Genomic DNA, 26433 nt, shown 5'->3' with positions numbered 1-26433 from the left:
ACTCTATGCGTTCGGTGTGCCGCTGGCCGACCTGGGCTACGAAGGCGAACCAGACGTCTTCGTCCTGCCGATCAAGCCGCCGGGTTCGGCCCGCCCTTGCCGTGATCTCACCCAGGCGGTGAAGGCCTCGATCGCGTCGACGACCGCCTCGAAGCGAACGGAGTGGTACAGGTCAAAGGCGTGGTTGGCGCCGCGCAGCTCGGCGTAGACGACGGCGTTGGTGGAGGTACGGCGGAGCTGGTCGGCGAAATGCCGGGCGTCGGCCACCGGCACCAGCGGGTCCAGGTCGCCGTGTGCCACCAGGAACGGTGGTGCGTCCGCGGTGATGTGGGCCAGCGGCGAGGACTCTGGTCCCTGGTCCCAGTAGCCGCCGAACCAGCCGTTGAGGTAGATGGCGGCGGTAACGGAGGTGTCGGCGTCCTCGAAGCCCGGTTGGAAGGCGGGGTCGTTTGGGGTGAGCGCGGCCAGCGCCGCCATGTGCCCGCCCGCCGAGCTGCCCGCCACGAACAGCGTCGCCGGATCGGCGCCGTACTCGTGGGCGTGTTCCCGCACCCAGGCGATCACCTTCTTGAGGTCGATCAGGTGGTCGGGGTGCTGGGCTTGTGGCCTCAGCCGGTAGTTGGCGCTGATGCACACCCAGCCCCGGCTGGCCAAGTGGTAGAGCAGCGGCAGCGATTGGCTGTTCTTGCGGCCGCCGGAGTATCCGCCTCCGTGCAGGTGGATCATGACGGGCGCACCCTCGGGTCGTGAACGGTGGTGGTAGACGTCGAGCAGGTTTCTGCGGCCTGCGTCGCCGTAGGCGAGGTTGGCCACGCGCCGGACGTCTCTCCGGCGTCGGAAGATGGGCCGCAGCACGATGCGGGCCCACGGGCGGCGGTGCCGCAGCCCTTCGGCGAGGTCGGCGTCGAGGGTGGTGCGCCACCCGGCGCCGAGCCCGTCGGCCATGGCGCGCTCGATCCTGTCGCGCTCTCCCAGCGCGCGATAGGCGATGACCGCAAGCCCGATCGCGGTCACGGCGGCCAGGGCGACGACCGCCCAGCCGCCCGCCGAGTGGATGTCACCTTCGGCGAACGCCAGCGCCGTCGGCAGCAGCAACATCCAGAAGAAAGCCGCGAACGGCAGCTCGTTGGCGGCCAGGCCGACGTAGTAGCTCGGGCGGCCGAGCGGGCGCGAGCTCGGCACCGGCCGCAGCGCGAACAGCGTGCCGAGCGCGACGAACGCCACAGTGATCAGATAACCAACGGGCATGAAACCCCCGAAACTCAAAAAATTGAACGTCACGGTCCTACCGTGCGCGGCGCCGACGACGTAGCTGGGTGGGTGGGTGGGTGGGTGGGTGGGTGAGTCGGGCTCTCAGTTCAGTCGGTGTGGGTGGGGCGGGCCGACCATACCTGTGCCATCAGGATGGCGCTCGCGCCGAACAGCGCCACGCCGAGTGGGACGTGGACGGCAGTGTTGCCGCTCCCACCGACCACGAACTGGACGCTGATCAGCACGAAAAGGAGCGCGCTGACGGCCGGGTATCGCGCCGATCCGTGGCCCGCGCGCCACGCCAGGAGCGCGGCGATGATCTGCAGGACCATCGCGACCGTGACGATGGGGCCGGTGGCATGGTGCAACTGGCGGCTGCCCCCGTTGGACAGCAGCTGTCCGGCGGTGATCCCCTGCACCAGCAGCGCGGCGGACAGGAAGGCCGTACTCGCCTTCATGAGGCCGAAGAACCTGGGCCGGACGGGCCGCTCCGCGTGAGCAGATGAGGGCAGCTTGGTCGGCGTTGACATGGGATCTCTCCTTGGTGGTCGGATGCCGGGTGGGTGCGGTGTCGGCACTCGGCGGATGGGCCGTCAGGCGGGTACGAGCAGCGGCTCGGTGCTCTCGGTGCCCTCGGCGGCGTCGTGGTGCCCGGGACGTGGGGCATTCATCAGTACGGCGATGATCAGCGCGCCAGCCGCGATGATCCCTGCGGCCCAGACACTGGCCGCCCCGAAGCCCTCCACCATGGCTTGCCTGGCGATGGCCGGGCCCGAGCCGTGCGAGGCCAGGTAGTCCACGGTCGCGCTGGTGGCGATGGTGTTGAGCAGCGCTGTGCCGATCGAGCTGCCGATCTGCTGCGCGGTGTTGAAGCTGGCCGAGGCCACGCCCGAGTCGCCTCGGTCGATGCCGTGGGTGGCGTAGTTGAGGGCCACCGGCATGATCATGCCCGCGCCGAAGCCGAGCAGAAGCTGCGCGACCAGTACGCCGCCGGCATAGCCGGTGCCGGTGTCGAGGGTGAGCATCCACAGCATGCCGCAGCAGCTGATGAGCATGCCGGGCACGATCAGCGTCCGCGGCGGGAGCTTGGGCAGCAACCGGGTGGCGAGGCCGCCGGCCGATATCAGGACCGCCGTGACCATCGGGAGGAAGGCCACGCCCGTCCTGATCGGCGAGTATCCCTTGACGATCTGCAGGTAGTAGGTCATGAAGAGGAACGCCCCGAACATTCCGATGACGGCCAAGCCGACGGACAGGTAGGCGCCGGCGCGGGTCCGGTCGGCGATGACCCGCAGCGGCAGCAGCGGCTGCCGTACCCGGCTCTCCACGAGGGCGAAGGCGGCGAGCAGCACCGCGCCGGCGGCCAGCAGGCCGGTGGCCTTCGCCGAGCCCCAGCCGGCGGACTCGGCCTGGCTGGTGGCGTACACGATCGCGACCAGCCCGCCGGTCACCAGCAGCACGCCGGCGATGTCGAAGCGGGCCTTGCCCGCGCGCCGCGACTCGGCGAGCACCGCGTACCCGCCGATCGCCGCGATCAGCGCCATCGGGATGTTGACATAGAGGCACCAGCGCCAGTCCAGGTAGTCGGTCAGTGCCCCGCCGGCAAGCAGCCCGACCGCGCCGCCCGCTGCTGAGATGGCGCCCCAGATCCCGAAGGCCTTGGCACGGTCCCTCGGCTGGGTGAACGTCACCGTCAGCAAGGACAGCGCGGACGGCCCGAGCAGTGCCCCGAACGCGCCTTGCAAAACGCGGGCGCTCAACAGCATCTCGAAGTTGGTCGCCGCGCCGCCGAGCGCCGACGCCGCGGTGAAGCCGAGCAGCCCGACCAGGAAGGCCCGCTTGCGGCCCGTGTAGTCGGCGATCCGACCGCCGAGCAACAGCAGGCTACCGAACGCCAGCGTGTACCCGGTCAGGATCCACTGCCGATCGCCGTCGGAAATCCCCAGGTCGCGCTGGAGCGACGGCAGCGCGATGTTGACGACGGTCGCGTCCAGAATGATCATGAGCTGGCCCAGCCCGATGAAGAACAGCGCGGCCCAGCGGCGCGACGTGACCGCCGGAGCCTGCGCCTTCGTGTTTGCCATACCCCTCGTCCTCACTTGTTGGTGGTGTCGCGCGCCGCGAAATCGATTCCGCGGCCGTTCGGTGCCGAGGCCGGTGAGCCGGCCGCCCGCGCGGCCGGCTCCAGCCGGGTCAGGGTTGGGTGCCGAGCCATTCCCGGAAGGTGGGTCCGGCGAGCTTGGCGTGCGGGCTAGGCAGGAACCCGCCGTCGGCGGCGATCTCGGCATCGGGCATGCCGGAGCCGTCGACGCCGACGACCTTGATGCCTCGGCGGGCGCCGAGGAGTTGGGCCGCCTCCGACATGGTCTCCTTACGGGGCCCGGCGATCTCGGGGATCGGTTCTCCAGGGGCGGGGGCGTCGGACTCGAGGGCAAGGTCGACCAGTGCCTCGGCCACGGTGCGGCAGGCCACGAGTTGGGTGGGCAGGGCCGGGATGTAGGCGACGTCGCCCTGCTGCCAGTCCAGGAGCTGACCGACGAACTCGTGGAACTGCGCGGCCCGCAGGATGCGGACGGGCAACGGGCCGGACAGGAGGAGTTCCTCGTGCACCTTCTTGGCGGCGACGAAACCGGCGGTGGCCTTGTCGACGCCGATGATGGACGCCATGGCGATCTGGACGACCCCCGCCTTCCGACCCGCCTCATGCAGATTACGGGCCGACGTGCGGAAGAACTCCGTCGCCGCCTCCTGGTCGGAGGAGTGCCACGAGGCGACGTCAATGATGGCCTCGACCCCGGTGAGGGCCTCGGCGAGACCGTCACCGGTGATGATGTCCACGCCGGTGGCCCGGGACATCGGCACGACCTGGTGTCCCCTCTGTGTCAGGACGTCGACGACGTGTCGGCCCAGCCGCCCGGTTGCCCCTGCCACCGCAAACCTGGTGATGCTCATGCTGTAGTGCCCTTCTTATTCGCTGTAGTTCTGGCCGGGGGGCATGCCGGGGATCGGCTTGGCGATGAGTGCGGCGGGGGTGAAGAAGCCGATGTGGGCGATCGCCATGATGAGCGTCCAGAGCGCCTTGTTGTCGTAGTGCGCGGACGCCTTGGCGTACAGCTCGTCGGGGACTCGCTCCCCGGATGGGTTCGGGGTCAGGACGGCCTCCACCAGCTCCAGCGCGACCCGTTCGGCGTCGGTGAAGTAGGTGGCGTCCCGCCAGGTAGCCACGGCAGTGATGCGCTCCTCCGACTCCCCGATCCTGCGGAGGTTGCCGGTCTCCCGGATGGTGAAGTACGTGCTGCCGAGCATCTGCCCGGCGCGCAACTGCAGCAGGTGGATGGTGACCTGCGGAACCGAGCCGTTCTTGATGACCTTGTGCAGGCCTTCGCCGACCACCGCCATCTCGGGGACGAACGGGAGAGGGTTGGGCATGCGCGACCGGAGGTTGGTCGTCGTGGATGTGGGCATGCTGGGACTTCCTTACTCGCGGTGTTGCGTCATTACGAGCAAGAGATCCCGGCGCCCCGCTCCTTGTGACGCCGAAACCCATGTGACACAGCCCACCGCTGGTCGGTGTCACGCAGCGGCGGGGACCGGGATCGCATGGATATGGCACGGTCGCGAACGAACAGGCAGGAACCAGCGATGAGCGAACGAACTGAGCAACCGACGGCCACAGCTCCTGGCAGTCGCATGGACGCGGCCACCGAAGCGTTCGTCGCCCACCGCAACCTGCTGTTCACCCTCGCCTACGAGATGCTCGGCTCCGCCGCCGACGCCGAGGATGTGCTACAGGAGACCTGGCTGCGGTGGGTGGGCGTCGACCTGGGCACGGTGCTGGACCAGCGCGCGTTCCTGATCCGGATCACCACCAGGCAGGCGCTGAAACGGCTGCGGACGCTGGGCCGGCGTAAGGAGTCCTATGTTGGGCCGTGGCTACCCGAGCCGCTGCTGACCTCGCCGGATGTGGCCGAGGACGTCGAACTGGCCGACAGCGTCTCGATGGCGATGCTGCTGGTGATGGAGACGCTCACGCCGACCGAGCGGGCGGTGTTCGTGCTGCGCGAGGTGTTCGATCTGGACTACGACGAGATCGCCGAAGCCGTGAGCAAGGCTCCGGCTACGGTACGTCAGATCGCCCGCCGGGCACGGGCACACGTCGCTGCGCGCCGGCCCCGCGGCACCGGCTCCCCTGCCGAGCACCGAGCCGCGCTCCAGGCTTTCCAGCGGGCGGTCGAAACCGGCGATCTGCAGAGCCTGCTCGACATCCTCGCGCCGAACGTCGTCGCCCTAAGCGATGGCGGCGGCGTCAAGCATGCTTTGCTGCGGCCCGTCGTCGGGATCGACAACGTTGCTCGCCTCCTGGCCGCTGGCTGGTGGAGACGCGACGCAGAAAGGTCGGTCGAGCTGGTGCAGATCAATGGTCGCCCGGGGCTGCTCGTCCGAGTTGACGGCGAAATCGACGGTGTGCTGGCGGTGCGAGTGGAGAACGGCCAGGTCACCGGCGCCTACCATGTGCGCAATCCCGAAAAGCTGTCGCGTATGCAGCGGGAAACCGCCGTGACCCGCCGAGCATCGCGAGACCGGCAGCGCCGGCAGTAGCGGCGGCGACAAGACCCAACAACGTGATCCCAACAAGATTCGGGTAGGTATCGGTATTCGAAGTGGGTGAGGTGCAAGGCGACGCGGACGATGTCGCCGGTTCCGCGGGGGCTGGCGGTGCTCTGACGCAGGGTGCGGCAACCGCCGGTGAGGATGACGCAGCCGCATTTCGTGATGCCCTGGCCAGCGCCTTCGTAGCCCAGCTTGCCCGTTGCCGCGCTCAGCCGCGATCGCGGTCGGCGAGCTCGACGGCCCACATGCCGGGCTGAGCCGCCGTCGAGGAGATCGCGACGCGGCTCGGCAACCTTCACCGGCTCGACGCGGTGCGTACCCGCCCAGACGAACGGGCCGGACATCTCGACCTCGCCGCCGAGCACTACACCCGTTTGCCCGGCGCAGTTGGACGGATCTGCCGGTGAGCGTGCACGTGATCTTGATGGTGCTGGCTGACTCGGTATGCGGGTGTTGGCGCCTGGCCGACGTGATGGGCTCGCGAGAATGCGACGTCTATCTCGGTCTGCACTGTGCTCGGCCGTCCGGAGGCACGGGAGAACAACGGTCTGACCAGATCTCGGTCGCGAGTGGGCAGCGGGCGCCTTCATGATCGGTGGAGCTGTTCGAGATTACGAACGAATCGCGTATCGATCCTTTTCGGTTCCTAGGTGGCCAGCCATTGAGCAGCGAGTTCGGTGATGATTGCGCCGCCTCGGTCGTTGAGGTGGATGTGGTCGACGTGCAGTTCGCGTCCGCCGTTGCGGGCGACCTCGTCCCAGCTTTGGCCGAACAGGTAGTGCTGGGTCGCCGCGCCGAAGGCCAGCAGGAAGCTGAAGTCGTATGGTGCGGGGTCGCCGCCGCGCTGCCGGAGGAGGTCGGCCAGCCGCTCGTGTACGGGCAGGTAGTCGACCTGGGTGCGGGTCGCGATCTCTTTGATCACGGTGTTGTGTGCGCCGAGTTTCTGGTTGAGCTCGGCGTCCAGGTCCTCGCCGATCGGCGGCAGGGACATCAACGCTATTCGGGCGCCGGTGCGGGACTTGACACGGTCGACGATCGCGCCGAGGTTGTCCCGGTACTGATCCAGCGGTACGCCATCGCGCAGGTCGTTTCCGCCGATCAGGATCGTGACCGCGGTGGGGCGGCACGCGACGATGTCGGTATCGACTCGCTGGCGCAGGTCGGTGCTGGTGTTGCCGTTGATGCCGGCGTTGACGAACTCGTACTCGCGGTATTCGGGCCGTTCGCGAAGTGCGGCCACCCAGTCGGCGCCGAGCGTGCCCTGGGTCGAGCTGGAGCCGGCCGCGACGACGGTGGGACGCGCGTCTGGCTTGCGGCCGTCGGCGCAGGCTTCGGCTGGCGGGTTAGCGGGTGGCCGGACGAAGGCGAGGTATCCGACGGCGCCTGCGGCGCCGAGTACGCCGACGAGCAGCAGGCTGAGGGTGATGATGATTCGTTTCTTCATGGTCAGTACCCCAGCGAGATGGTGTGGCCGGCGGTGGTCGGGTTGTTCAGTGCGGCGAGGATGGCGTGGGCGAGATCGACGCGGGCGATGGTGATGCCGCCGCGGACGTTGCGGTCGATGGCGGTGCGATAGGGGCGGTGCTTGCCGTCGGTGAGGCGCGGCGGTCGCATGATCGTCCAGTCCAGGTCGCTGTCGCGGACGGCCTGCTCGGTGCGGGCGAAGTCGGCGAATCCCTCCCGGAGGTAGCGCCGCAGCATTGGCTTGACCACGGTGCGGGTGAATGGGCCGTCGCCGGCGTCGACGACGTGTCCGCTGGCGGTGACGACGATCAGGCGCCGGGTGCCTGCGGCGCGCATCGCGGTGATGATCGCGGAGGCGCCGTCGGCGCACACCGAGGCGTTCGTTCTGGCGCGCGGGCCCAACGCTGATACCACCGCGTCCTGGCCGGTCACGGCTGGCCGGATCGCGTCGGGGTTCATGGCGTCGGCGGTCACCGGTTCGAGTCGTGGGTGGTCGACCTGCGGCAGGCGGGCCGGGTCACGCACGACAGCGGTGACGTGATGGCCGGCGGCGAGCGCCTGGAGCACGACGTGTTGTCCGGTGCCGCCGGTGGCGCCAAAGACGGTGAGGCGCATGCATGCCCTCCAAGGGGTTAGTGATTACTAGCCCCCGTACTGGGCTAGTAATCACTAACCTGTCAACCGATGAGACGAGGGCGGCATGAGCACTCGGGAACGGATCCTCGACGCGGCCGAGCAGATCCTGCGGACACGCGGAGTTGCGCTGGCCACGACAAAGGAGATCGCGCAGGCGTCGAAGGTCTCGGAGCCCACGCTCTACAAGTACTTCGACGACAAGGAGCAACTGCTGCTCGCCGTCCTCAAGGAGAGGCTGCCCGGCCTGTCCCGGATTTCGGTCCGGCCAGGCATCGGCGACGTCGAGAACAACCTCGCCGAACTCGCGCACGCGGTCTTGGACTTCTACCAGCAATCGATTCCCATGCTGGGCGCGCTCCTCGCCGACCCGCAGCGCATGGCAGCACACCGGGTGGCGATGAACCGGCACCGCGGCGGCCCTGACAAGGCGGTCGCCATCTTCGCCAACTACCTCCGAGCCGAGCAGGCCATCGAACGCATCAACCCCGACGCAGACCCGGACGCAACCGCGTCCTTACTGATCGGCGCATGCTTCCACGAAGCGTTCCTGCGCTACTACTCCCAAGGACCGGCCGCAGCCGCCGCCCCGCGCGCATCCGCCGAGGCGTTGGCCCGGGCCGCCGTCCGCCCACTGCTATAACCCCACCGCTGTAGACACCGCTGTTGGCCGCCGTCTGCCTTTTCGTGGCAAACGACCGTCACAACAGGCTTACGCGGCATCCGCATCTGCCGCGATCCGCACGCTACGCAACGTTACGGGTGGTGACCCGGTTCGGCATCCGCTCCTGCCGATGACAGTGTGTCGGGGTTGCCGTGGACGCATACCCGTCCAAGGCGTCGATGTAGCGCTGGTCAGCTGGGGCAGGGAGGCCCGGCCGCTGCGTCGCTACATCGACCGCCGAGCCCCTTCGTTCGGCTCAGGGCCGCGGAATGGGTAGCTCACGAAGCGGATCGCCGCCGTCGATGAAGAGCCGAGCGTCTGCCTTGGTCGCCCCGGCGATACGCTGCAGCACCCGCTGACCAGTCTCGGGTGGCGCCCGTCGAGGGCGCCAACGCGGACGGCGAATATGATCTCGTACGGCTCTTCCTGGGTCTGCAGGACGAAGTCCTCGGCCGCAATGCGGCGGAGGCTCATGCGGCCGGACCTGATCTCGTCCACTGCGGCGGCCTCTGCCTGGGCGAAAGCAGTGGCAGACCGGTCGATGGCCAAGATGTGGCCGGTGGTGAGTCGGGTTGCGACCGCTCGTGCGGCCGCCCCGTGCCCGCATCCGATTTCGAGGACGCGGGAGTGCGGCTGAAGGGGAAGCGCGTTCACGATCGAGGCGAGGCGGGGCGACAGAGATCCCGGCACGGCCATAAGGATAAGCGACGACTCGCCTACGCGTGCGCGGCAGCAAACACAGTGATCGCAGTTCCCCTTGCAGCCTTCTCTGCTGCCTCGCGCGGTGTTCGAGGCGTCCGCATCTGCGCCGGCAAAGCTCCGGATGCACGCTCAGCCGATGGGGGCGTGGCTCGCGGCTCATGGAAGCTGGCTCAACTGTTCCTTGCGGTGTAGCAGGTCCGCCCGCGTACGGCGGGCGGTGCGTAGATTAGCGATGGCCAGGACGCCCAACGCTAATACCACGACGAGCAACGACGGCTCGAGCTTGTGCCGCAGGGTGGTAATGACCAGCGCACCGACGGTGAACAGCAGCCAGGCGCCCAGTCCGAGCCAGCCGGCGACGACGCGATCCTGAGCGAACATCGGCGTCCTGCGGGTCACGGCCCAGCCGCCGAGAGCCGCCCAGCACAGTCCGATCGCCGCCAGTACCGCGAGCGCCACCGTCGTCCGTGGTGGCAGCCCGGGCTCGGTAGCCCACAGCAGCCCGATCAGGCCGCTGCCGGCGAGCCCGGTAAGCGCTAGCGTCACGTATCCGACCCTCTTACGCAGCGACAACGGTGCGTCGAGCCGCTTGAGCAGGTCTTCGGGCGTCATGCTTCGTACCCCTTCCGCGCCAACTCGCGGCGCAACAACTTCCGTGCCCGGTTAAGCCGCGACTTGATGGTGCCGACCGGAACAGCGCAAATCTGTGCGCACAGGTCCAGCGGCAGATCCTCGAAATAGAACAGCAGCAGCACCTCCCGTTCCCGGACCGGAAGCGCCGCCAACGCGCCACCGAGCGTCTCCCGATCGACCACCGCTTCCGCCTCGTCGGCGCCCGGCACGTCGTCGACCAACTCGGGCTCCGGGCGGGCATAGACGTCACGCAGTCGGTTCATCACAGCCCGGCGAGCGATGGCGAAGAGCCAGGGGGCGAACCGGCCCGGCTGCCGCAGCCGCGGCAGCCCCTTGAAGACCGCCAGCCAGACCTCTTGCACCACATCGTCGTCGGGCCCGGTCAGCATCCGCCCGACGTACCGCTCGATCGCCGGATGCCATGCCCGTATCAACTCAGCGAAGGCGTCACGTTCGCCCAACTGGCAGCGAACCACCAACAACTCATCGGCCATCTGCCCTCCTTCGCCTGTTCAGTCGCGGCCCCCGCCGTGCAGGTTCACTTCTCGTTCAGGGGCCTCCGAACCGCGTCGCCACTGAGCGGAAGATGCCGCTGTGCGGCGGCCTCACCGGGGCTCCACGAGGCGACTCGTGGGAAGGCGCACGCATCTGCCGCCGTCCGTGCATGGTGACCGATCAAGAGCGGTCACCGCGGGTAGCTGGCCTCTGAACCGAGCGGGCATCCTGAACTACCGAGATGAGCGGCTGACCAGCACACCACATGACTGAGCGGCGAGGAATCAGCGGAAGGTGGCTCGGTCTTGCTCGATTCGCTCGGCCTCTAGAGTCGCGGCGACCACGCATCCAAAAAAGACGAGCGCCACGGCTACTAGAACAATCACACCCCAAGCGTCATCATCCGCATAGCGCATGATCGAAAGCATCGCCATGAGGGCCAGGAGCGTGCCGACGAGCCAACCACCTAGGACACGGCGGGAGCCGGTCCTCTGGATGCTTCGCCGACGCTGGACATGTCGCCCGAGCCGTTCCAGAAGCCGCACGAGAAGGATCGCCCCAGCAGCCGGGTAGAGCCGCTGGGCAGCCCACCACCAGCCCAGCAGGTGGCATGCTCCACCGCAAATTAAGACAAAGCCGGCCGACAGGGCAGTGGAAAGCCAGAAGTCGCCCCTGCTCTGCGTCGCTTCGCTTGGCGGGTCCTTCGTTTCCGTGCCTGCCACCAGCCCCGCCAATCCCTTATCGGCCTCGACGAAGCGAGGCGGTCCGCCGTAGTCAGGGTGCGTCAGGGCGGAGGTTCGTAAATCAGCTCTTCGGCCATCAGTAAGGAGATCAACGGGCTCGCCTTGTTCGCGCCACTCTGGGTAGCTACGTAGCCGAGGCTCCGCATCCGGATCTGCCGCAGATAAGGCGCGCGCCCCATCGACGTGCGTGACTATCCTTAACACCAGCCTGGTCGTTGGTCGCGCCATTGGGTCCAGGCTCGTGGTCGAAGCCCCAGGTAACGGCATCAATCCGTCCAACGCCCGGCCCAGCGTCCCATGTCCGACATGTCTACGACGGTGTGGCGTCACGCCAAGTGCTGCGATTACATCCAACTGCCAGAAACCCGCAGCCCGAGCCACCGAACGCGGTCGCCACCATCGGCGCTCGGCGCGCGCGACGAACCAGGTATCCCGCCACCAGCGCGGCTGCACCCCAGGCGAATTCATTGCTGGTCAGCGTCAGCACGATGTGGCCTGCCGCTTTCGGCAACTCGTCGCCAACAAAGGCGAGCGTGCCCAACGGCACCCCGGCCGCCGACAGCAGCAGCGTTCTGTCGCGCGACCCGTCCCCGGTGATCGTCGTCGCAGGCTCCGCCATCGTCGTCACTTCAACCCCTTGAGCGGGACCGCGATCCGGTCGCAGACCACAGACCGCGTTTCTTTCACCATCGGACGCCGCCGTGGGTGAGGTCTGAACAGTCACAGAAGGTCAACTATCGCTGGACTCGACGTCGGAGATGCCGCGGCCCTTCCTGCCGCTGATGCGGGCCACGTCCCGCCGGCTCTCAATCAATCGCACCCCCTGTGCCGGTCTTCCGGATCCACCGAGTGGCCCAGTGCGAGTCTCGCTGGGCCGAGCGACAGTGGGATAATGGGCCGTTTAGGCTGAGCGACGATGAGACCAACCACGAGGCCACCTGCCGAACGCGTACATGGATTTCTGGTGGCCGCAGGCGCGTTGCTCGCCGGCGTTGCGCTTCTCCTCCTCTCGCTGCTCCCGGGCGTGCCGTCCGAGGCAGCCGACATGACGGCGTGGGTCGACAGCGGTAAGTCGCTGCTGTCGTGGGGTGATGAGTTGCTGTTCTTCGCGATCGTGAGCTGGGGAGCCGGCGCACGTGGACTCTTCGGCGCTCGCAGAGCCGATCGTTCGGCGCGGATCAACATCGGAGTGACCGCCCTTGCTGTCGCTCTCGTCGCTCTCCTGGTGCTTCTGCTCGTCGTCGGTCGCCTGGTATACCCGGTATTTGGGATTCACCTGTCCCCTGACGTGTTGGCTCTGCTCATTAGCTCGATGTTCGGCGCCCTTCATTTGGCGCTACTGGGCTTCGCCGTCGCCGCGGTGATGCTCACCTGGTCGACGAGCAGTGGACCCCGTGGAAGAGCAGTGGGCATCGCCGCCGCGGTGGTGTTCATCGTGGGTTCGTTCCCCTGGCTCACACCGAGCTGGTGGAACACACTCGTCGCGGTGCTGCTAGCCGCATGGGGCATATTTCTGGGCATCGCCGGCGTCGCACGGCAGGACAACCCAGGCAAGGTGGTCGCCGATCAGTACCAGCCCGAATAGAACGGCCGGCCTTTGCACCAATGAAACTGCCAAACCGGTCGGCCCACGAGTATCGCATCAACCGACAGCCGGTCCAAGCCGCAGACGGCCTCCTCGCCGTCCCCGCGCCGGAACCGCACCTCAGATGACTCGCCATTGACACGCTCAATGCTGCCGGCATACGAAGACGGTGTCACCGCGACATCAACAACCGTCGACGCCGCCATCCTGAGCAGGGTCTCACGGACACGCCGGAACCGACAAGCGTGTGGAGCAGAATCGTGACGGTCGCGCCTGGTAACTTCCGATCGAACCCGACTCTGGACACGCGAAACGACGGCGGACCCGGCAGCCCGAACGACATGATCGACGGCGTTCACGTCTGCGGTAGAGCACCTTCCCCGCGAAAGCCCAACTACTCGCAGGACAAATAGACATCGTGCGCCGGGGGAGTGCATTCTCCCCCGGCGCACGCATTCAGTTCCCGTTAGGCGCTACGAGCATACCGACCGAACCGCACGTCTCAGGCGCGTTCTTGAATTGCTGGCCGTCGATGACGTAAACGAGCCTTCCCCACTCCGGTGACGGGGAAACGCTGCCTCCCGGGGATGGGCTCGCCTTTACCCGCTGCACACACGCGTACAGGTGGGTCGGAGCGTCGAGGCTGAAGATACGGTGCCACGTTCTCCGGCACGCGTCGACCGGGGTCTCGCCCTCCCTGGCCGTGGTGTCGCCCATCCGATGCATCCCCTCCGTGGCGCACACGAAGGCATCGCCATTCGCGGGCTGCGCCTCGGGCGGGGCGGTAGGCGCGTGATAACCGCCAATCGCCGCGGTGGCGCCACCAGCGAACAAGGCACCAACCACGACCACACCCGCGATGCCCGCCGCCTTTCTCCGCGACCGGCGCCGCGGCTGTCGCGGCGTGTCGAGGATCCGAGCGACCAGTGCCTCTCCCTGCGCGCTTGTCGTGAAGCTCACCCGATCGTCGGGCCGGGCCTGCCTGATGAGTTCCTCGGTAACGCTGTCGTGCCGCTTCACTGAAGCCCCCTCGTGTACGCCGGCACACTGCCCGTGGCTGACGGCTTCGGCTCACCGGATCGCCGCCCGTAGACCTGCTCGAACCGGCGACGTGCCCGGTGCAGTCGGACGGCGAACGCCGCCGCAGTACAGCCCAGCACCCCTGCCGACTCACGACCGCTGAAGTCGTACCAGTAGCGCAGCAGCAGCACCTCCCGGTCGCCTTCCGGCAGCGCATCCAGCGCCGCCAACACGTCGGCCCGCTGGACGGCGGCCGGGGCGAAATGCTCGCCGTCTCCGGGGCCGGCCTGGCAATGCAGGCGGACGTGCAAGGCCGTCTGTCCCGCGCGGTCGCGCCACTGTTGCATCATCAGCCGCCGTGCCACCCCGAACAGCCACGGCCGCTCCTGGCCGTGCTTGATGCTCTCCAGACGCCGCCACGCCACGGCGAACACCTCGGCGACGACATCTCGGGCGTCCTCAGGGCCCAGCCGATCCCTGGCGTAGGCGAATACGGCGTCCCCATGTTGACGGAACAGGTCGGTCAGACGCTGACCGTCTGCATTCGTCCGCTGCGCGTTCGGCACCGAACCTCCAGGTGGTGGTCTCACGCCCATACTTGTCGCCGCGCAGCCGAATTCTTACCGGCAACGCGCAGATCCCCTACTCTCGTGCTCGTTCAGTTCAGCCAGCGGATGCGCGGCGTACGGCTCGGACCTGCCTGGCTGACCCGCCGTTACGAGACGCCGGTTCGTTGGCCCGGGTCATCCCTGAAATGCGGCCCGCCTCCGTTGAGCGGTTGCCATCCTCCGGCCTGTGCACCCACCTGGGCACGTGGGCGATCTTCGCCAGGCCGGTTTCACTTCTTGGCGAAGCTACTGCGAACCTGGTTGGCGAGTGTGATGGTCGCTTCTTGTGGTTCGGCGTCGAGGTCGGCGAGGGCTCTGGTCAGGGCACGCAGGAGGATGCGGATACCGTCTGCGTCGCCGAGGGCGTGGCGGGCGCGCATCGGCGGTCGGGGCTAGGTCGGGTACTTGCCCGCAAGATCAGCCGCCCGCAAAACGGATAGAAGTCACGAGCCACCCCCTCAGATCAACGGCGCATACCACTGGGCGCCGGTCACCCGGATCCGCCTGGACTGCTCGCGGTTCCACTCCACCCGCATCCCGTACTTGCGGAGCACCGGAAATACGATCTCGTCCAGTAGGCGTTCCAGGTCGGCCTGGTAGCGGGCCTGCTGCTCGGCCTCTGGCAGGGCGGCATAGGCGACCTCGTCGAAGTCCGCTGGCGGATAGGCGCCGTAGCCGAGGTAGACCTCGCCATCCTCGCTCGCGAGCAGCGACTCCGTGTCCTGCTGGTGGTACCAGAGGTACCCGTGCCAGTGCCGGGAGTCGTCCCGCTCGTCGTGGATCTCGGCTGCCGCGCAGGTGCCACAGCAGCTGAAGTTCTCCCTGGCCAACACGCCGAGCTCGTTGAGCTCAGCAAAGGCGCGGGTGAGGTTGCTCCGCACCTCACCCCACTCACGCTGCTGCTCCCGCCGAGCGGCCAGCGCCTTCTCGTACGCCGCCCTGAGTTCTTCATCAGTGGCGCCGTGGCGCTGCTCGTCCACGTCGAAGAAGTCCACGAACTCGTCGGCGTCGTCCTCGCCTCGCACGACCCAATCCCAGATCTCGTCCTCAATCTCCCCGCGACCCGGCTCCGCGATCCGCTCGGCCAGGAACCTGACGCCCGCAGGGCGATCGTTGTAGATCCATCCGCTCACGGCAAAGATCTTTTCACCAACCTGTGACAGCCCGAGCCCCATAACGATCCACGAAGCCGAGTGCAGGCGCAACGGCCAACCGGTACCCGCGGGCTGCGGCGGGTCGGTGTGCGAATGCGGGCCAGAGCCTCAAACTCGGTAGTCGCGGTCAGAGCCTCCTCGGGATGATGTCCCGAGGAGGCTCTGACCTCTACTGGAGGGCTGGTTCGGCTATCTCATGGGCGCGGGTCCTCCTGGACCTTCAGGGCGTTGAGGATCGGGTCGCGCTCGCCGACCTCGCTGCGGAACTCGACCTCCAGGTCGCCGCCGGTGTGCTTGACGGTGACCGTGTTCACGTCCGCGGTCAGCGCGCCCGCCTTCGCCTGCACGTCGTGGTCGTGGAGCACGGCCTTGCCGTCGACCAGAACATCGAAGGTACGCCTGCCGGCCTTGACCTTTTCGATCTCCGCGAAGTCGAGGCCGATCTGGTACGTGCCGGCGGGCGCGTTCTTGAACACGTAGGTGAACGTCTTGCCGGTACGCTGGGTGCGGAACAGGTCGTCGTCCTCCGTGCCGCCGATGTCGGCCTTGGTGGCACGCGCCGTGCCGCCGACGTAGCCCCATGGCCCCGAGCCGAGCCGCTGGTCGGGCGACCAGACGAAGCCGTCGGCACCGACGTGCCCGGATCCGCCGACGTCGACGCCCTTCCAGTAGGCCGAGGTCGCCAGGCGGACCGGCCGGAGCTGGGCCTCGCCCTTGCCGGCGTTCGACGCCACGAGCACGTCCCCGACGAGCACGCCGGGATCGACGTCGGCGTTGTCGGCCGTCGCCGTGACCGTGGTGGATTCGCCGACCGCGAGCGTGACTGTGCCGGCCGCGGCCGCGCCCGTGAGGGTCAGCCACGGAAGGTCGGCGGCCTCGTTCCCACCGTCGCTGGTGCGCTTCTGCTCGCTGAGTCGTACCTCGAGCGGGGCGGAGCCGGTGTTGGTCACGGTCACGTCGGCCGTCGCCTTCTGGTCCGGGCCGAGGAACCAGTCGAGGTTACCTCCGCTGACGGTGGCGACGCCCGTGGTCAACGCCGTGTCGACCACCTCGGACTGATCCTTTTTCGTGATGGTCACGGGGTGGCTGGCGGTGACGTAGTTCGGCGCCGAAACCTGCACGGTGTTCTCGCCGACCAGCGCCTGAGTCTTCCACCGGCCCTTTGCGTCGGCCGTGATGACCCGCTCACCGGCCGGCCCCTTGAGCGTGACGATCGCGCCCTCGATCGGCTTGCCGTCGTTCGCGTCGGTGACCGTGCCCTCGATTGTGCCCGCGGCCGGGAGGGTGTACTGCAGCCCCAGGCCGGCCTTCAGGACGGGCTGGTTGAAGGAGTACTGGCTCGCGGGGTTGCGCGTCAGGCTCTCCACGCCGACCGTTGCCGACGACCCGCGGGTGAGCGGGTTGTCGCCGCCGACGCCGTCGCCGTACCCGATCTGGATCCGTCCGTCGGCGATCAGGGTGACCGAGAAACTCACGCAAGCCGTCCGGTCACTGTAGAAGGTGACGTCGCGCCACTCGATGACCTGTGCCGCCAGCCCGTCCACCTCGGTTGTGCCGAGGTAGATGCCTGCCTGGTCGTCGACGATGAGGTCGTCCCAGAGCGGATAGATCGCATCGATCGGACTCCGCGACGGCAGTGCCGTGTTGTTCCCCAGCGAGCTGGCGCGGTCAAAGACCAGCGCGCCGTTCGTCGTCACGCACACGCCGTCCCAGGCCGTGTCGTAGAACGGGAACAGGAAGCTGGAGTCGAACCACAGCACGCCGCAGGCGTCATCGCCGTGCCACCCGGACTCCTCCGTACCCTGGCGGTAGAGCCCGTCGGTCACCTTCATCGAGTAGGAGCGACCGGCGGGGGCCACGGGCACGGGGCCCGGCTCCGGCTGCTCGGGCTGGGGCTCCGGCTCCGCCTTGTCTGCGCGCGGGTCGAGCGTCACACGCAACGCGGCGATGCTCGGGGCGCGCAGTCCCCTCGAACCCCGTAGCTCCACGGTCAGCGGGCCGCCCTCGTGCTTCACGACGGCAGTGCGCCAGTCGGCGGCGTCCGGGCCCACGGCCGCGGCCGGGTCGTACGCGTACTGCGTCAGCGAGCCGTCCACGAGGACGTCGAACACCCGCTTCCCGTTGGCCGCCTTCTCGATTTCGGCGAACCCGAGATCGATCGCGTAGGTGCCCTTGGGCGCGTCGGGGAAGGTGTAGGTCAGGTCCTTGCCCGGCGTGGTGCGCTGCGACTGGAACAGGGCGTCGTCCGTCGTGCCGTCGATCCCGGCCTGCGTGGAGGTGGCCTTCGTCTTTCCCTCGTAGCCCCATGCCCCGTCGCGGGAGGCCTGGTCGCCGGACCAGGTGTAGCCGGAGCCGTCGGTGAACGACGGGCCGCCGGCGTTGACGCCGACCTGGTACTTCGTGGTCGTGAGCGTCACTGGGACGTAGGTCTTGGACTGGCGTCCGGAGTCGGAGCGCATCACGATGTTCGCGGCGAGGACTCCTGGCTTGGCGTCCTTGGAGGAGATCGAGACCTTGACGGTCGTCGACTCACCCGGGGCGAGGGTGCCGCCGGTCGAGGAGAGCGACAGCCACGGCAGGTCGGTGAGCAGATCGTCGTCGACGTCGACCAGCACGACGTCGTCGGCGAGTTGGTCCGCCGCCCACAGCGCCCCGGTCGAGTCGGTCTCGAGGCCGCCGCCCTGGCCCACCTTCTGGCCCGGGAACCACCACGCGTTGACGAGTGAGCAGTCGTCGGGGTCGACCTGCAGCAGCCGGGTGGGCCTGTTCGTGGTGAGGTCGGTGTACCAGATGGTGTTGGACGCCTGGTTGTAGGCCAGGCCCATCACCTCGGGCAGCGGCGGGGCGCAGAAGGACAGCAGCGCGCCCGCGTTGTCGTGCGTCGTTCCGGCGACGGTTCCGATCATGCCGTTCGCCCGGCCGCCGACGTAGAACACGTCCTCCGTCGGGTTGTAGGCGAGTCCGGTCAGCTGCAGCGTGGACCAGTCACCCTTGATCTGCCGGGTCTCCTTCCCGGTCTCGCGGTCGAAGCAGTGGATGTAGCTGGCCGGGCTGTCCTCCATCTGGCACATGTCACCGGTCTTGGTGTCGAGCGCCATGTCGAACGCCCGGTACGTGGGGTTCCACGAGGCGTCGAAGACCTTGCCGGTCGGCTTGCCCGTCACCGTGTAGGCGGTGTTGGTCCGCGCGTTGTAGTCATGGACCCAGACATCGCCGTCGTATCCGATGCCGGAGGGCTCTTTTTCCTCGATCTTGCCTGGGATGGGGACCCGGGTGATGACATCTCCGCCGGAGGTCGTGCCGACCTTGCTGGCCGCCTGTGCTTCCGCGGCGCTCGCCGTCGCAGCCGTGCCGTCGACGTTCGACGGCTTCATGCCGCGCGCGCCGGCCTTCCACGCGGTGAGGTCGATCGTGCTGTCCGCACCCGTCCCGGTGCGCGTGCTGGCGCCGGCGGCGTCAAGCTCGGGGTGGCGCGCCGCCTCGCCCAGGTCGTAGTTCAGCGGTGCCGAGCCGGTGTTGGTCAGCGTCAGCGTGCCGACGCCCTTTTGGTCGGTGCCCAGCACCACGTCGAGGCCGTCGGCCTTCAGGCCGGCGACACCCGTGGTCAGACGCGCGTCGATCTTGGCCTTTGCGTAGAGCTTGTCGAGGGTGAAGGGGTATGCCGCACTCGTGTAGTTCGGCGCGTCGACCGTCATGGTGTAGTCGCCGACCGGAAGCTGGCGGTGCACGATGCCCGTGCCGTTGGTCGTGACGGTCTCGACGAGCCCATTCTTGTCCGTGAAGGAGATTTTGGCCCCGGCCACGGGCAGCCCGTCGTTCTGGTCGACGATGGTCGCGTCGAGGTAGCCCCAGTCGGGAAGGTCGTAGGTGACGATCATTCCGTCGTACAGCACCGGGGCGTTGTCGGAGAACCGGATGCCGTCGACGCCGGCCCAGCCCTGTATGCCGGTGATGGTGCGGGCGCCGGCGGTCACCGGGTCGTCGGTGCCGATGCCGTCGCCATACCCGAAGATCACGGTGCCCGAGCGGGTGAGCGTGACGGAGAAGTCGACCGGCTCCGTGTACTCCGACCGGATCGGGTAGGCCCAGATCTTGGCGTTGCGGTACTCGACGACGAACGCGTCCTCGCCGTTGACCTTGGTGGCCGCCGTGAAGACTCCCCCGCCGGGAGCGAACTGGACGGGGGTCTGGACGTAGAACGGGAAGACGCCGGCACCGCCGGTGCCGGGTCCGGTGGAGGCGTCCGGGGAGATCACGCCGCGCAGGCTGATACCCAGGGTGTCGTGGCTGCCGTTGTAGAGCGCGATCGGGAACGGCAGCTTCACCGTCGCCCACACGCCGCTCGGGAACGCGACCGGGTCCGTGCCGCGCAGGTACTCGCCCTCGGAGACGGCGCAGCTGTAGCCGCCCTCGTCGATGACGAGCGCGACCGGGATCTCGGGCGAGCCGTTCTGCGCGCCGACGGTCAGCGGGACGGTCGTGGGCGAGAAGCAGGCGTTTGGCTTGATGTTCAGCGTGTAGCCGCCCTCGGGGACAGCGGGGATCGTGAAAGCGCCGTTGGCGTCCGTGCGTACCGCGGCCAGCGGCGTGTCCTTGACGGAGACGTCGGCGTTCGGGACGGGCTGCTTCTTGTGGTCGACGACCCTGCCGCTGATGTCGTGGCGCGCCGCGGCGGTGAGGGCAACCTCGAGCGAGGTGTTCTGGCCCAGGGTGATCGTGGCGCTCGCGGTCGCGGTCAGGTAGCCGAAGACCTTGGTGCTGATCTGGTAGTCGCCGACCGGGAGGTTCATCCTGAACCGGCCGTCCTTGTCGGTTCCGATGGACCGGCTGAACGGGCCGCTGACCGTCACCTCGGCGCCAAGGACCGGGGCGCCGTCGGCGGTGACGACACCGGTCAGGGTGCCGCCCTGGCGCGGCGCGAGCTCGAGCAGGCGGACGAGGTCGAGCCGGCCCTCGCCGTACTTGTTATTGAAGGCGCTGGTGCCGCCGCACTCGGTGTCGTCGACGTCGACGGCCGACTCGGCAAGCAGGCGGCGGGTCTCCTCGACCTGCCCGATGAGGGTCGGGTCGTAGCTCCACAGCGCCGCGACGGCACCGGCGACGTGGGGAGCCGCCATCGATGTGCCGGACATCTCGGTGTAGCTGTTGTTCGGGTAGGACGACCGGACGGACTCGCCGGGGGCGGAGATTTCGGGCTTGATCCGGCCGCCTTCACCCTCGCCCTTGCGGGAGAACGACGCGAGCGTGCCGTTCGACGCGTAGGCGCCGACGGAGTAGGCACTCTCGGCGGAGCCGGGCGAGGAGACGGTGTCGCAGGCCGCGTACGGCGAGGTGTTGCCCGATGACCAGACGCTGAAAATGCCCGCAGAGGTCCATGCCTCGTCGATGGCCTGGAAGAAGTCGTCGAAGTTGTGCTCCGCACTCTGGCCCCACGAGTTGTTGATGACGTGGGGGCGCTTGGAGACGTCCGGGTTGTTGCCGTGGACGTCGGTGGGGGCGAGCAACCACCAGCCGGACTTGAGCAGCGACTCGGCGCCGGTGCTGTCGCAGCAGCCGTTCGTCGCGATCCACTGCGCGTCCGGGGCGACGCCGACGTGGTTGGTGCCGTCGTCGCCGACCATGGTGCCCATGGTGTGCGTGCCGTGTCCGTTGTCGTCGCACGGCGCGCCCGTGCACGTGCCCCGGGTAACCATCCAGTTGTAGTTGTGGTCGAACGTGCCGTCGCCCTTGTTGCCACGGTAGGAGTCCATCAGCGCTGGGTGGTCGAACTGGACGCCCGAGTCGAGGTTGGACACGGTGATGCCCGCACCGGTGGCGCCCATGGCCCAGGCCTGGGGGGCGTGAATGGCGTCCAGACCCCACGAGACGGTGCTCGCGTCGGCGGTGGTCTTCGGGGCGGCGGGGCGTACGGCTCGGTCGGCTGGGCTCTTTTCGTCCACGGGTTCGACCAGCGCGACCTGCGGCGTCGCGTGGATCTCGGCGACCTGCGCCACCGAGGCAACGTTGAGGGCGAGTTTCTCGGTGCCGCCCTTGACGAGCACAGCGTTGGCGATCGGGTAGGAGGTGTATTTCACGCCTGCTGCGTCGAGCTTTGGGGAGACGGACGTCACCGACTGCTTCGCTGCCGCTTTCAGCGTGTCGTAGACGAACTGGCCGCGGGCAGTCCAGTCCGTGATCTTCTTTGCGGGGGCGAGATCGGCCTTGGTGGCGAACGTGATCCAGAAGTCGGAGGCCGGCTCCTTGCGGAAGCGGTCCTTTAGGTCCGAGGCGATCTTGCTGGCGGCCGCACCGGGATCCGGCTCAGCGGCCGACGCCGATGGCGGCGAGATCATGCTCAGGCCGACCGCTACGGCCAGCGCAGCGATGAGGGCTTTTAGTCTCATGTGGGGGTCCTTCGACCTACAGAGGTTGGTAGGGGTCGTGGCTCTTGTGGTTGTCGGCGTCGTCGACGTCGTCGGCATCGCGGGCGTCGACGCGCGGCTCGCGCGACAGCTCGAGTGATCGCTGGTGCTCGGTGACGGAGTCGTCAGGCGCGACAGGTCGCTCAGGCATGCGCTGCCCTGGGGCCATGGATCATGGATTCATGCTCGGGCGGGCCGAGCGGCCTTCGCTATCCAGCGGATACGTCAATTTTCACGACGGGTCGTGGAGAGAATCCTCTTCTGCGAACACTCCGGCCTCTACGGCCTTGACCGCGAGCGAGGTCCGGGAGGTCACCTTCAACTTGCGCATCGCCGCGCGCAGCTGTTGATCCACCGTGGCCGGCGACTTGGCCAGAATCCGGCTGATCTCCCGGTTCGTCTTGCCGGCGACAACCAGTCGGACCACGTCGAGCTCACGAGGTGAGAGCCGGTCGCCGTACCCCCGTCGACCGCCGCGCCACAATCGCGGAACCTCGGCGCCGTGTTCGCGAAGCCGCTGTGCGACACGGTCTGCATCGCCGCGCGCTCCGAGCCTGAACAGTTGCTCGTACTGTGCGGCCAGCAACTCTCGGCCCTGCTCGAGCCGGCCTTGCGACATGAGCGCCTCGGCTTGACGCTCGCGGGCGAGGATGGCGTCGTAGGGGCGCGGCAAAGCGCTCCAGGCGCGTACCGCCCGGTCGTATGCCGTCGCCGCGCGGGCGTGGTCTCCGGCTGCGGAGAGCAGCTGGGCACGGCATACGACGAGCGCCGCACGAGGCGCAGGCGCCGTGCGGCCACGCAGTCCTCTGGCGAACTGGTCGCCCAGGCGTGCCGCGGCCTCAAGGTCGCCTGCGGCGAGGTGCGCCTCGATCCGGGCGGGGACGAGGTCGGTCGCCCAGACCCAGATGCCTTTTCTCCGGATTGTGTCCATCGGCTCGTTCGTGATCTGCAGCGCCCGGCCGCTGTTTCCGTCCGTCAGCCACAGTCTGGCCAGCGCAGCGGCGGCCTCCATCGTGTCGTCGGCTGCGCCGAGACGGGCGGACTCCTCAAGGACCAGCCGGAACTGCTCCTCCGCAGCGCGCCGCCGTCCGGCCGCGGCTGCCAGCCGGGCCGCGAGCCGAATGCTGCCGAGGTAGAGCGCCGGCCGGTCTCGGTCGGCATCGGCGAGTGCCGCGCTTCGCTCCGCGAGACCCTCCCACCGACCGGTGAGCCACGCCAGGTTGGCCTGTTCGAGTCGGATGTTGTATTGCAACCGGGACGCCTGCTCGGCCTCGGCAAGGCGCATGGCCACGACGAGATGTTTCTCCGCCTCGGCGTACCGACCCCAGATCAGTGCGCCGGTGCCGACATTTGCGTGGATGCGGGCCACGTCGAGACGCTCCGCCGAAGCCGCACCGTCGATGGGCAGGTCGGCGACAACGTCCCAGGCCTCCTCGTCGCCGAGCATGAGCAACGCGGCGGCACGGTTGCCAGCCAGGTTCAGCCGCTCTGCGGGAGAAGCGATTTCGGCGGTGAGTTCAGCGGCGCGATCCAGCCAACGCCGATGAGTCGACGCGGGCCACGGTCCCGCATAGGCCCATCCGAGATAGGTCATCGCCCGAGCCGCCTCGACCGGGTCATGGTCGAGGTTGGCCACCGCCTGCTCGAGCTCGATGAGTGCGGCCTGTGCCTCACCCCCGGTGATCAGGAGCCGGCCCAGGGGGTTGCGGATCTCGGCCTGCTGGCGTGCGGAGAGACCGGGAGTCTCCAGCACCGAGCGCAAGGTACGGATCACGCGGTGGTAGACCTCGTCGACCGGTTCACGACGGCCCAGTGCGGCTACTCCGGCGATACGCGCGACTCGTGCCCGATCCGACGGCGGCAGCTCAGACCACGACAACAGATCGACCAGCAAGCCGACCGCCTTGGTGTGGTCACCCGAGGCCATGGCCAGCTCGGCGCCCTGCTCGGCGTACCGCGCCCAGGACTCCGTCTCGCCCGCCTCGCGGAAGTGGCGGGCAAGGCGTGCGACAGGCGGCGGATGGATGTCCTCCAACGCCCGGCCCGCCAGCAGGTGGAAGTGTCTGCGATCGGTCAACGGGATCGCTTCGTAGACAGCCGTGGCGGCCAGCACATGCCGGAATCGCCAGTGGCCGCGGTCGTCCCCGTCCAGGACACCGGCATCGGCCGCCTCCGCGATAGCGCCTCGACACGCATCTGATGACAGACCGGCGGTCGCCGCGATCGTGGCAACCGATGACGGCTCAGCCAACGTCGCCGCGGCTCGCAACACCTGCTGGGCCGTCGGCGACAGACGGCCCACCCGCTCCCGGGTGGAGTCGCGCACCGTTGGCGGCACCTGTAGCTCGCGCAGCCTCAGCCGGACCCACTGCCCGTCGCGGAAGACGAGATCGGCACGGTCGCACATGAGGCGAACCGACTCCTCCAGCGCCAGCGGAACACCACCGGTCCGCTCGTGCATGAACGTCGTGAACTCCTGCGATATCGGGTTGCCGTCCAGCATCGAGGACACCAGCGCTGCCGTGTCGTCGGGTCGCAACGGCGCCAGGGCGATCCTCAGCTGGGTCACGCCAGCAGGCAGCCGGGACGTCAGCCGCAGCAACAGCGATCCGCTGTCCACCTCCTCCGGCCGATAGGAGATCACGAGGCTCGGCCCGTCCGACTGCTGTCGGGAGGTGACGAACAGCAGGAACTCCAAGGTCACCTCGTCGGCCCAGTGAGCGTCCTCGAGCACGAGAACGTCGACACGCAGAGCCCGGAGCAGCTCGTCCAGGGCGCGGAACAGGCGATGCCGTGCCGCTTTCGCATCGTCCAAGGGCGGCAATGCTGGCGGCAGGTCCGAGGACCATTCAGGGAACAGGGGCCGTAGCGCACCCGCAAGCTCGGTGAGCCGCAATCGCGACGCCGGCCGGTCGATCCCCCGGAACGCGTCGACGATCGGTCCCAACGTGAGCGACTCTCGAAGCGGTGGGCACACCGAGACCAGGGTGGTGCGCTGGTGCGGCCCGGCCAACCACTCTCGCAGCAGTCGGCTCTTGCCGATCCCCGCCTCGCCCTCTACCAGCACGATCGCCGGTGGCCGGGCCAAGGCCCCACTGAGCGCCGCCAGCTCCCGATCACGGCCCACGAAGGCCGGCGTAGAAACCGTCGGTGAGGTCCCGTCGTCCTCGGGCGAGGAGTGGAGCATGCGTGATGATCTCGCCTTTCGCTGCTCGGGCGCAAGCACAGGCTGGCTTGGAGCTCCTCACTCTTGAGTGTTGGAGCCGGCGCCAGCAGATGATGACGCGGGCGAGGGTGAGGAAGGTTTCGTGGATGATCCGCGCCCGGCTGCCGCCGCCGAGCCGTCGTCGCGGACTTCCCAGCGGATGCGCAGGCGGCGGAACCAGAGCAGCAGGGCGAGGGTCTGCTCGACGTCGCGGAGTTCAGCCTGTACCTACCAAACGGGGCGCTGACGGTCGTCCCACTACAGCAAGAGCCATCGTATGCGGCAAAGGAGTTTTCGCTGAGCCCTCACGGCCCCGGCCACTACCGGATTCGGATCTGCGCCAGAAGGTCCGCGATGAGCGGGCGCGGCTGGATGACTGTTGGGCGACGGGCGACAGGCGACGGGCGACGGACAATCCTCCGCTGCTGTGGGCGGCGGCCCCCTAATGGCCCGTCGGCCCCGTCACCACAGGCCGGAGGGCGGGCGGCAAGGAAGCTGGGCCGACTCGGGAACCCCTTCGGGCGACATGGTGGGAGCGGCGGGCGCGGCACCACTTCCACGACCGCCGCTCCAACGCCTGTGACAGTACTGGCCGGCGTGGCGCGCGGGCCGGCGTCGGGCGCTGGTCACCCGGCCGTGTGACGTGCCGCCACGTGTGGCCGGCCGCGGCTCGCCGTCCCGACACGTTGTGGCTTCCGGAACCCGGGGACTGGGTCAAGCTTGTGGCCGCTACCGGGGCCCCAAGAGCCCGTCATTGCGTTACACCAGACGGCCTGGATCCGGTCGGCCTTCTTGCCGCGGGCGGAGGGGCCGGGCTGGATCAGGCGATGAAGCCGTTCCAATGGGCCAGCCAGATGACGAAGTGCACGGCTCAAGAAATGTCAAGCCGGATTTACCGCGCTGGTCGCCTTGTCCCACCCGACCACGTCAGCGCTGCTGCCTGTCCCGCCGGCGGCGACTCAACCACATCACCAGCAGCACGACCGCGGCGATAACCACCAGGCAGCAGAACGTGCCCGCGCCGCCTAGCGGCCTACGCCGGACGGCTTCCACCACCCGCTCGCCGGTCCCCGAGGACGCCCAGGCCGCGACCGGCACGAACACCGAGAACACGACCGCAGCAACGACTGCGGCGAGCCGACCCCACCACTTGTTCCATGCAGGCATGCCCTCATCCTCACCGAGAACGACAACCGGGACATGCCAGATGGATGAGACGAGAAGCCGCCAATACGGCGAGCCCGGGAGCCTCCGGTCCCTTCGT

Annotated in this window: 22 protein-coding genes; 3 read left to right on the top strand and 19 right to left on the bottom strand. The window is 68.3% G+C overall.

Annotation, left to right across the window (positions count from 1 at the left end; translation table 11 throughout):
• Positions 1-36 precede the first annotated feature (36 nt).
• The 5 genes from GA0070604_RS10575 to GA0070604_RS10555 form a co-directional block, all read right to left on the bottom strand.
• On the bottom strand, positions 37-1281 hold the full coding sequence (locus tag GA0070604_RS10575; protein ID WP_208602008.1) for an alpha/beta hydrolase: 1245 nt from the start codon (positions 1279-1281) through the stop codon (positions 37-39).
• 77 nt (positions 1282-1358) lie between these two features.
• Positions 1359-1781 carry a hypothetical protein gene (locus GA0070604_RS10570; protein WP_141721263.1) on the bottom strand — a complete coding sequence of 141 codons (423 nt, stop codon included), beginning with the start codon at positions 1779-1781 and terminating at the stop codon, positions 1359-1361.
• Between the two features lie 63 nt (positions 1782-1844).
• The gene (locus GA0070604_RS10565) at positions 1845-3335 is read right to left on the bottom strand and encodes an MFS transporter (RefSeq protein WP_091117791.1); all 1491 of its coding nucleotides are present in this window, start codon (positions 3333-3335) and stop codon (positions 1845-1847) included.
• Positions 3336-3444: 109 nt separating this feature from the next.
• Entirely contained in the window at positions 3445-4203 is a 759-nt protein-coding gene (locus GA0070604_RS10560; RefSeq protein WP_091117790.1) for an SDR family oxidoreductase, read from the bottom strand.
• A gap of 15 nt (positions 4204-4218) precedes the next feature.
• A complete protein-coding gene (locus tag GA0070604_RS10555; RefSeq protein WP_091117789.1) occupies positions 4219-4680 on the bottom strand; it encodes a carboxymuconolactone decarboxylase family protein in 462 nt (153 codons plus the stop codon).
• A 261-nt stretch (positions 4681-4941) separates the two neighbouring features.
• On the opposite strand from GA0070604_RS10555, the gene GA0070604_RS10550 reads away from it, so the two are divergent.
• Positions 4942-5850 carry an RNA polymerase sigma-70 factor gene (locus GA0070604_RS10550; RefSeq protein WP_208602007.1) on the top strand — a complete coding sequence of 303 codons (909 nt, stop codon included), beginning with the start codon at positions 4942-4944 and terminating at the stop codon, positions 5848-5850.
• A gap of 658 nt (positions 5851-6508) precedes the next feature.
• On the opposite strand, the gene GA0070604_RS10540 is transcribed toward GA0070604_RS10550, so the two are convergent.
• Positions 6509-7306 (bottom strand): SGNH/GDSL hydrolase family protein, encoded by a 798-nt coding sequence (locus tag GA0070604_RS10540; protein ID WP_091117786.1) that lies wholly within the window; start codon positions 7304-7306, stop codon positions 6509-6511.
• 2 nt (positions 7307-7308) lie between these two features.
• Complete coding sequence (locus tag GA0070604_RS10535; RefSeq protein WP_091117785.1) at positions 7309-7941, bottom strand: NAD(P)-dependent oxidoreductase; 633 nt, start codon at positions 7939-7941, stop codon at positions 7309-7311.
• An 85-nt stretch (positions 7942-8026) separates the two neighbouring features.
• On the opposite strand from GA0070604_RS10535, the gene GA0070604_RS10530 reads away from it, so the two are divergent.
• Positions 8027-8602, top strand: a complete 576-nt coding sequence (locus tag GA0070604_RS10530; RefSeq protein ID WP_091117784.1) for a TetR/AcrR family transcriptional regulator — start codon at positions 8027-8029, stop codon at positions 8600-8602.
• Between the two features lie 246 nt (positions 8603-8848).
• Here GA0070604_RS10530 and GA0070604_RS34250 read toward each other — a convergent pair whose 3' ends face one another.
• From GA0070604_RS34250 to GA0070604_RS31725, 5 genes are all read right to left on the bottom strand, one after another.
• Positions 8849-9319, bottom strand: coding sequence for an SAM-dependent methyltransferase (locus GA0070604_RS34250; protein WP_377594152.1), 471 nt, complete (start codon positions 9317-9319; stop codon positions 8849-8851).
• A 162-nt stretch (positions 9320-9481) separates the two neighbouring features.
• Entirely contained in the window at positions 9482-9937 is a 456-nt protein-coding gene (locus GA0070604_RS10520) for a hypothetical protein (RefSeq protein WP_091117783.1), read from the bottom strand.
• Positions 9934-10452, bottom strand: a complete 519-nt coding sequence (locus tag GA0070604_RS10515) for an RNA polymerase sigma factor (RefSeq protein WP_091117782.1) — start codon at positions 10450-10452, stop codon at positions 9934-9936. The genes GA0070604_RS10520 and GA0070604_RS10515 overlap by 4 nt, the downstream gene beginning before the upstream one ends.
• 285 nt (positions 10453-10737) lie before the next feature.
• Positions 10738-11175 carry a hypothetical protein gene (locus GA0070604_RS32930; protein WP_141721262.1) on the bottom strand — a complete coding sequence of 146 codons (438 nt, stop codon included), beginning with the start codon at positions 11173-11175 and terminating at the stop codon, positions 10738-10740.
• Between the two features lie 331 nt (positions 11176-11506).
• Positions 11507-11824: a hypothetical protein gene (locus GA0070604_RS31725; protein ID WP_141721261.1), complete on the bottom strand. Its 318-nt coding sequence runs from the start codon at positions 11822-11824 to the stop codon at positions 11507-11509.
• Positions 11825-12160: 336 nt separating this feature from the next.
• On the opposite strand from GA0070604_RS31725, the gene GA0070604_RS10505 reads away from it, so the two are divergent.
• Entirely contained in the window at positions 12161-12781 is a 621-nt protein-coding gene (locus tag GA0070604_RS10505) for a hypothetical protein (RefSeq protein WP_091117780.1), read from the top strand.
• 456 nt (positions 12782-13237) lie between these two features.
• Here the strand turns inward: GA0070604_RS10505 and GA0070604_RS10500 are convergent, their stop codons facing one another.
• The 7 genes from GA0070604_RS10500 to GA0070604_RS10475 form a co-directional block, all read right to left on the bottom strand.
• Positions 13238-13801, bottom strand: a complete 564-nt coding sequence (locus tag GA0070604_RS10500; RefSeq protein ID WP_091117777.1) for a hypothetical protein — start codon at positions 13799-13801, stop codon at positions 13238-13240.
• Complete coding sequence (locus GA0070604_RS10495; RefSeq protein ID WP_167363420.1) at positions 13798-14367, bottom strand: RNA polymerase sigma factor; 570 nt, start codon at positions 14365-14367, stop codon at positions 13798-13800. The genes GA0070604_RS10500 and GA0070604_RS10495 overlap by 4 nt, the downstream gene beginning before the upstream one ends.
• Before the next feature lie 272 nt (positions 14368-14639).
• Positions 14640-14789 carry a hypothetical protein gene (locus GA0070604_RS32310; RefSeq protein ID WP_167363419.1) on the bottom strand — a complete coding sequence of 50 codons (150 nt, stop codon included), beginning with the start codon at positions 14787-14789 and terminating at the stop codon, positions 14640-14642.
• Positions 14790-14867: 78 nt separating this feature from the next.
• A complete protein-coding gene (locus GA0070604_RS10490) occupies positions 14868-15542 on the bottom strand; it encodes a DUF6891 domain-containing protein (protein ID WP_141721260.1) in 675 nt (224 codons plus the stop codon).
• Positions 15543-15757: 215 nt separating this feature from the next.
• On the bottom strand, positions 15758-22024 hold the full coding sequence (locus GA0070604_RS10485) for a S8 family serine peptidase (protein WP_244161823.1): 6267 nt from the start codon (positions 22022-22024) through the stop codon (positions 15758-15760).
• 172 nt (positions 22025-22196) lie between these two features.
• Positions 22197-25091, bottom strand: coding sequence for an ATP-binding protein (locus GA0070604_RS10480; RefSeq protein WP_244161822.1), 2895 nt, complete (start codon positions 25089-25091; stop codon positions 22197-22199).
• Between the two features lie 1005 nt (positions 25092-26096).
• Positions 26097-26336 (bottom strand): hypothetical protein, encoded by a 240-nt coding sequence (locus tag GA0070604_RS10475; RefSeq protein ID WP_091117766.1) that lies wholly within the window; start codon positions 26334-26336, stop codon positions 26097-26099.
• Between the last annotated feature and the right edge of the window lie 97 nt (positions 26337-26433).

The sequence above is a fragment of the Micromonospora eburnea genome, assembly GCF_900090225.1.
Taxonomy (GTDB): Bacteria; Actinomycetota; Actinomycetes; order Mycobacteriales; family Micromonosporaceae; genus Micromonospora; species Micromonospora eburnea.
The sequence above is the reverse complement of the archived record's forward strand: the minus strand, read 5'-3'. Positions and strand labels throughout refer to the sequence as shown.

Bases quoted from the DNA above. Each gene is read 5' to 3' on its own strand.
- GA0070604_RS10560 (WP_091117790.1), bottom strand. From the start codon at position 4,203: ATGAGCATCACCAGGTTTGCGGTGGCAGGGGCAACCGGGCGGCTGGGC.
- GA0070604_RS10540 (WP_091117786.1), bottom strand. From the start codon at position 7,306: ATGAAGAAACGAATCATCATCACCCTCAGCCTGCTGCTCGTCGGCGTA.
- GA0070604_RS10535 (WP_091117785.1), bottom strand. From the start codon at position 7,941: ATGCGCCTCACCGTCTTTGGCGCCACCGGCGGCACCGGACAACACGTC.
- GA0070604_RS10520 (WP_091117783.1), bottom strand. From the start codon at position 9,937: ATGACGCCCGAAGACCTGCTCAAGCGGCTCGACGCACCGTTGTCGCTG.
- GA0070604_RS10485 (WP_244161823.1), bottom strand. From the start codon at position 22,024: ATGCCGACGACGTCGACGACGCCGACAACCACAAGAGCCACGACCCCT.
- GA0070604_RS10570 (WP_141721263.1), bottom strand. From the start codon at position 1,781: ATGTCAACGCCGACCAAGCTGCCCTCATCTGCTCACGCGGAGCGGCCC.
- GA0070604_RS10550 (WP_208602007.1), top strand. From the start codon at position 4,942: ATGGACGCGGCCACCGAAGCGTTCGTCGCCCACCGCAACCTGCTGTTC.
- GA0070604_RS10555 (WP_091117789.1), bottom strand. From the start codon at position 4,680: ATGCCCAACCCTCTCCCGTTCGTCCCCGAGATGGCGGTGGTCGGCGAA.
- GA0070604_RS32310 (WP_167363419.1), bottom strand. From the start codon at position 14,789: ATGCGCGCCCGCCACGCCCTCGGCGACGCAGACGGTATCCGCATCCTC.
- GA0070604_RS10565 (WP_091117791.1), bottom strand. From the start codon at position 3,335: ATGGCAAACACGAAGGCGCAGGCTCCGGCGGTCACGTCGCGCCGCTGG.
- GA0070604_RS10475 (WP_091117766.1), bottom strand. From the start codon at position 26,336: ATGCCTGCATGGAACAAGTGGTGGGGTCGGCTCGCCGCAGTCGTTGCT.
- GA0070604_RS10530 (WP_091117784.1), top strand. From the start codon at position 8,027: ATGAGCACTCGGGAACGGATCCTCGACGCGGCCGAGCAGATCCTGCGG.
- GA0070604_RS34250 (WP_377594152.1), bottom strand. From the start codon at position 9,319: ATGGCCGTGCCGGGATCTCTGTCGCCCCGCCTCGCCTCGATCGTGAAC.
- GA0070604_RS10515 (WP_091117782.1), bottom strand. From the start codon at position 10,452: ATGGCCGATGAGTTGTTGGTGGTTCGCTGCCAGTTGGGCGAACGTGAC.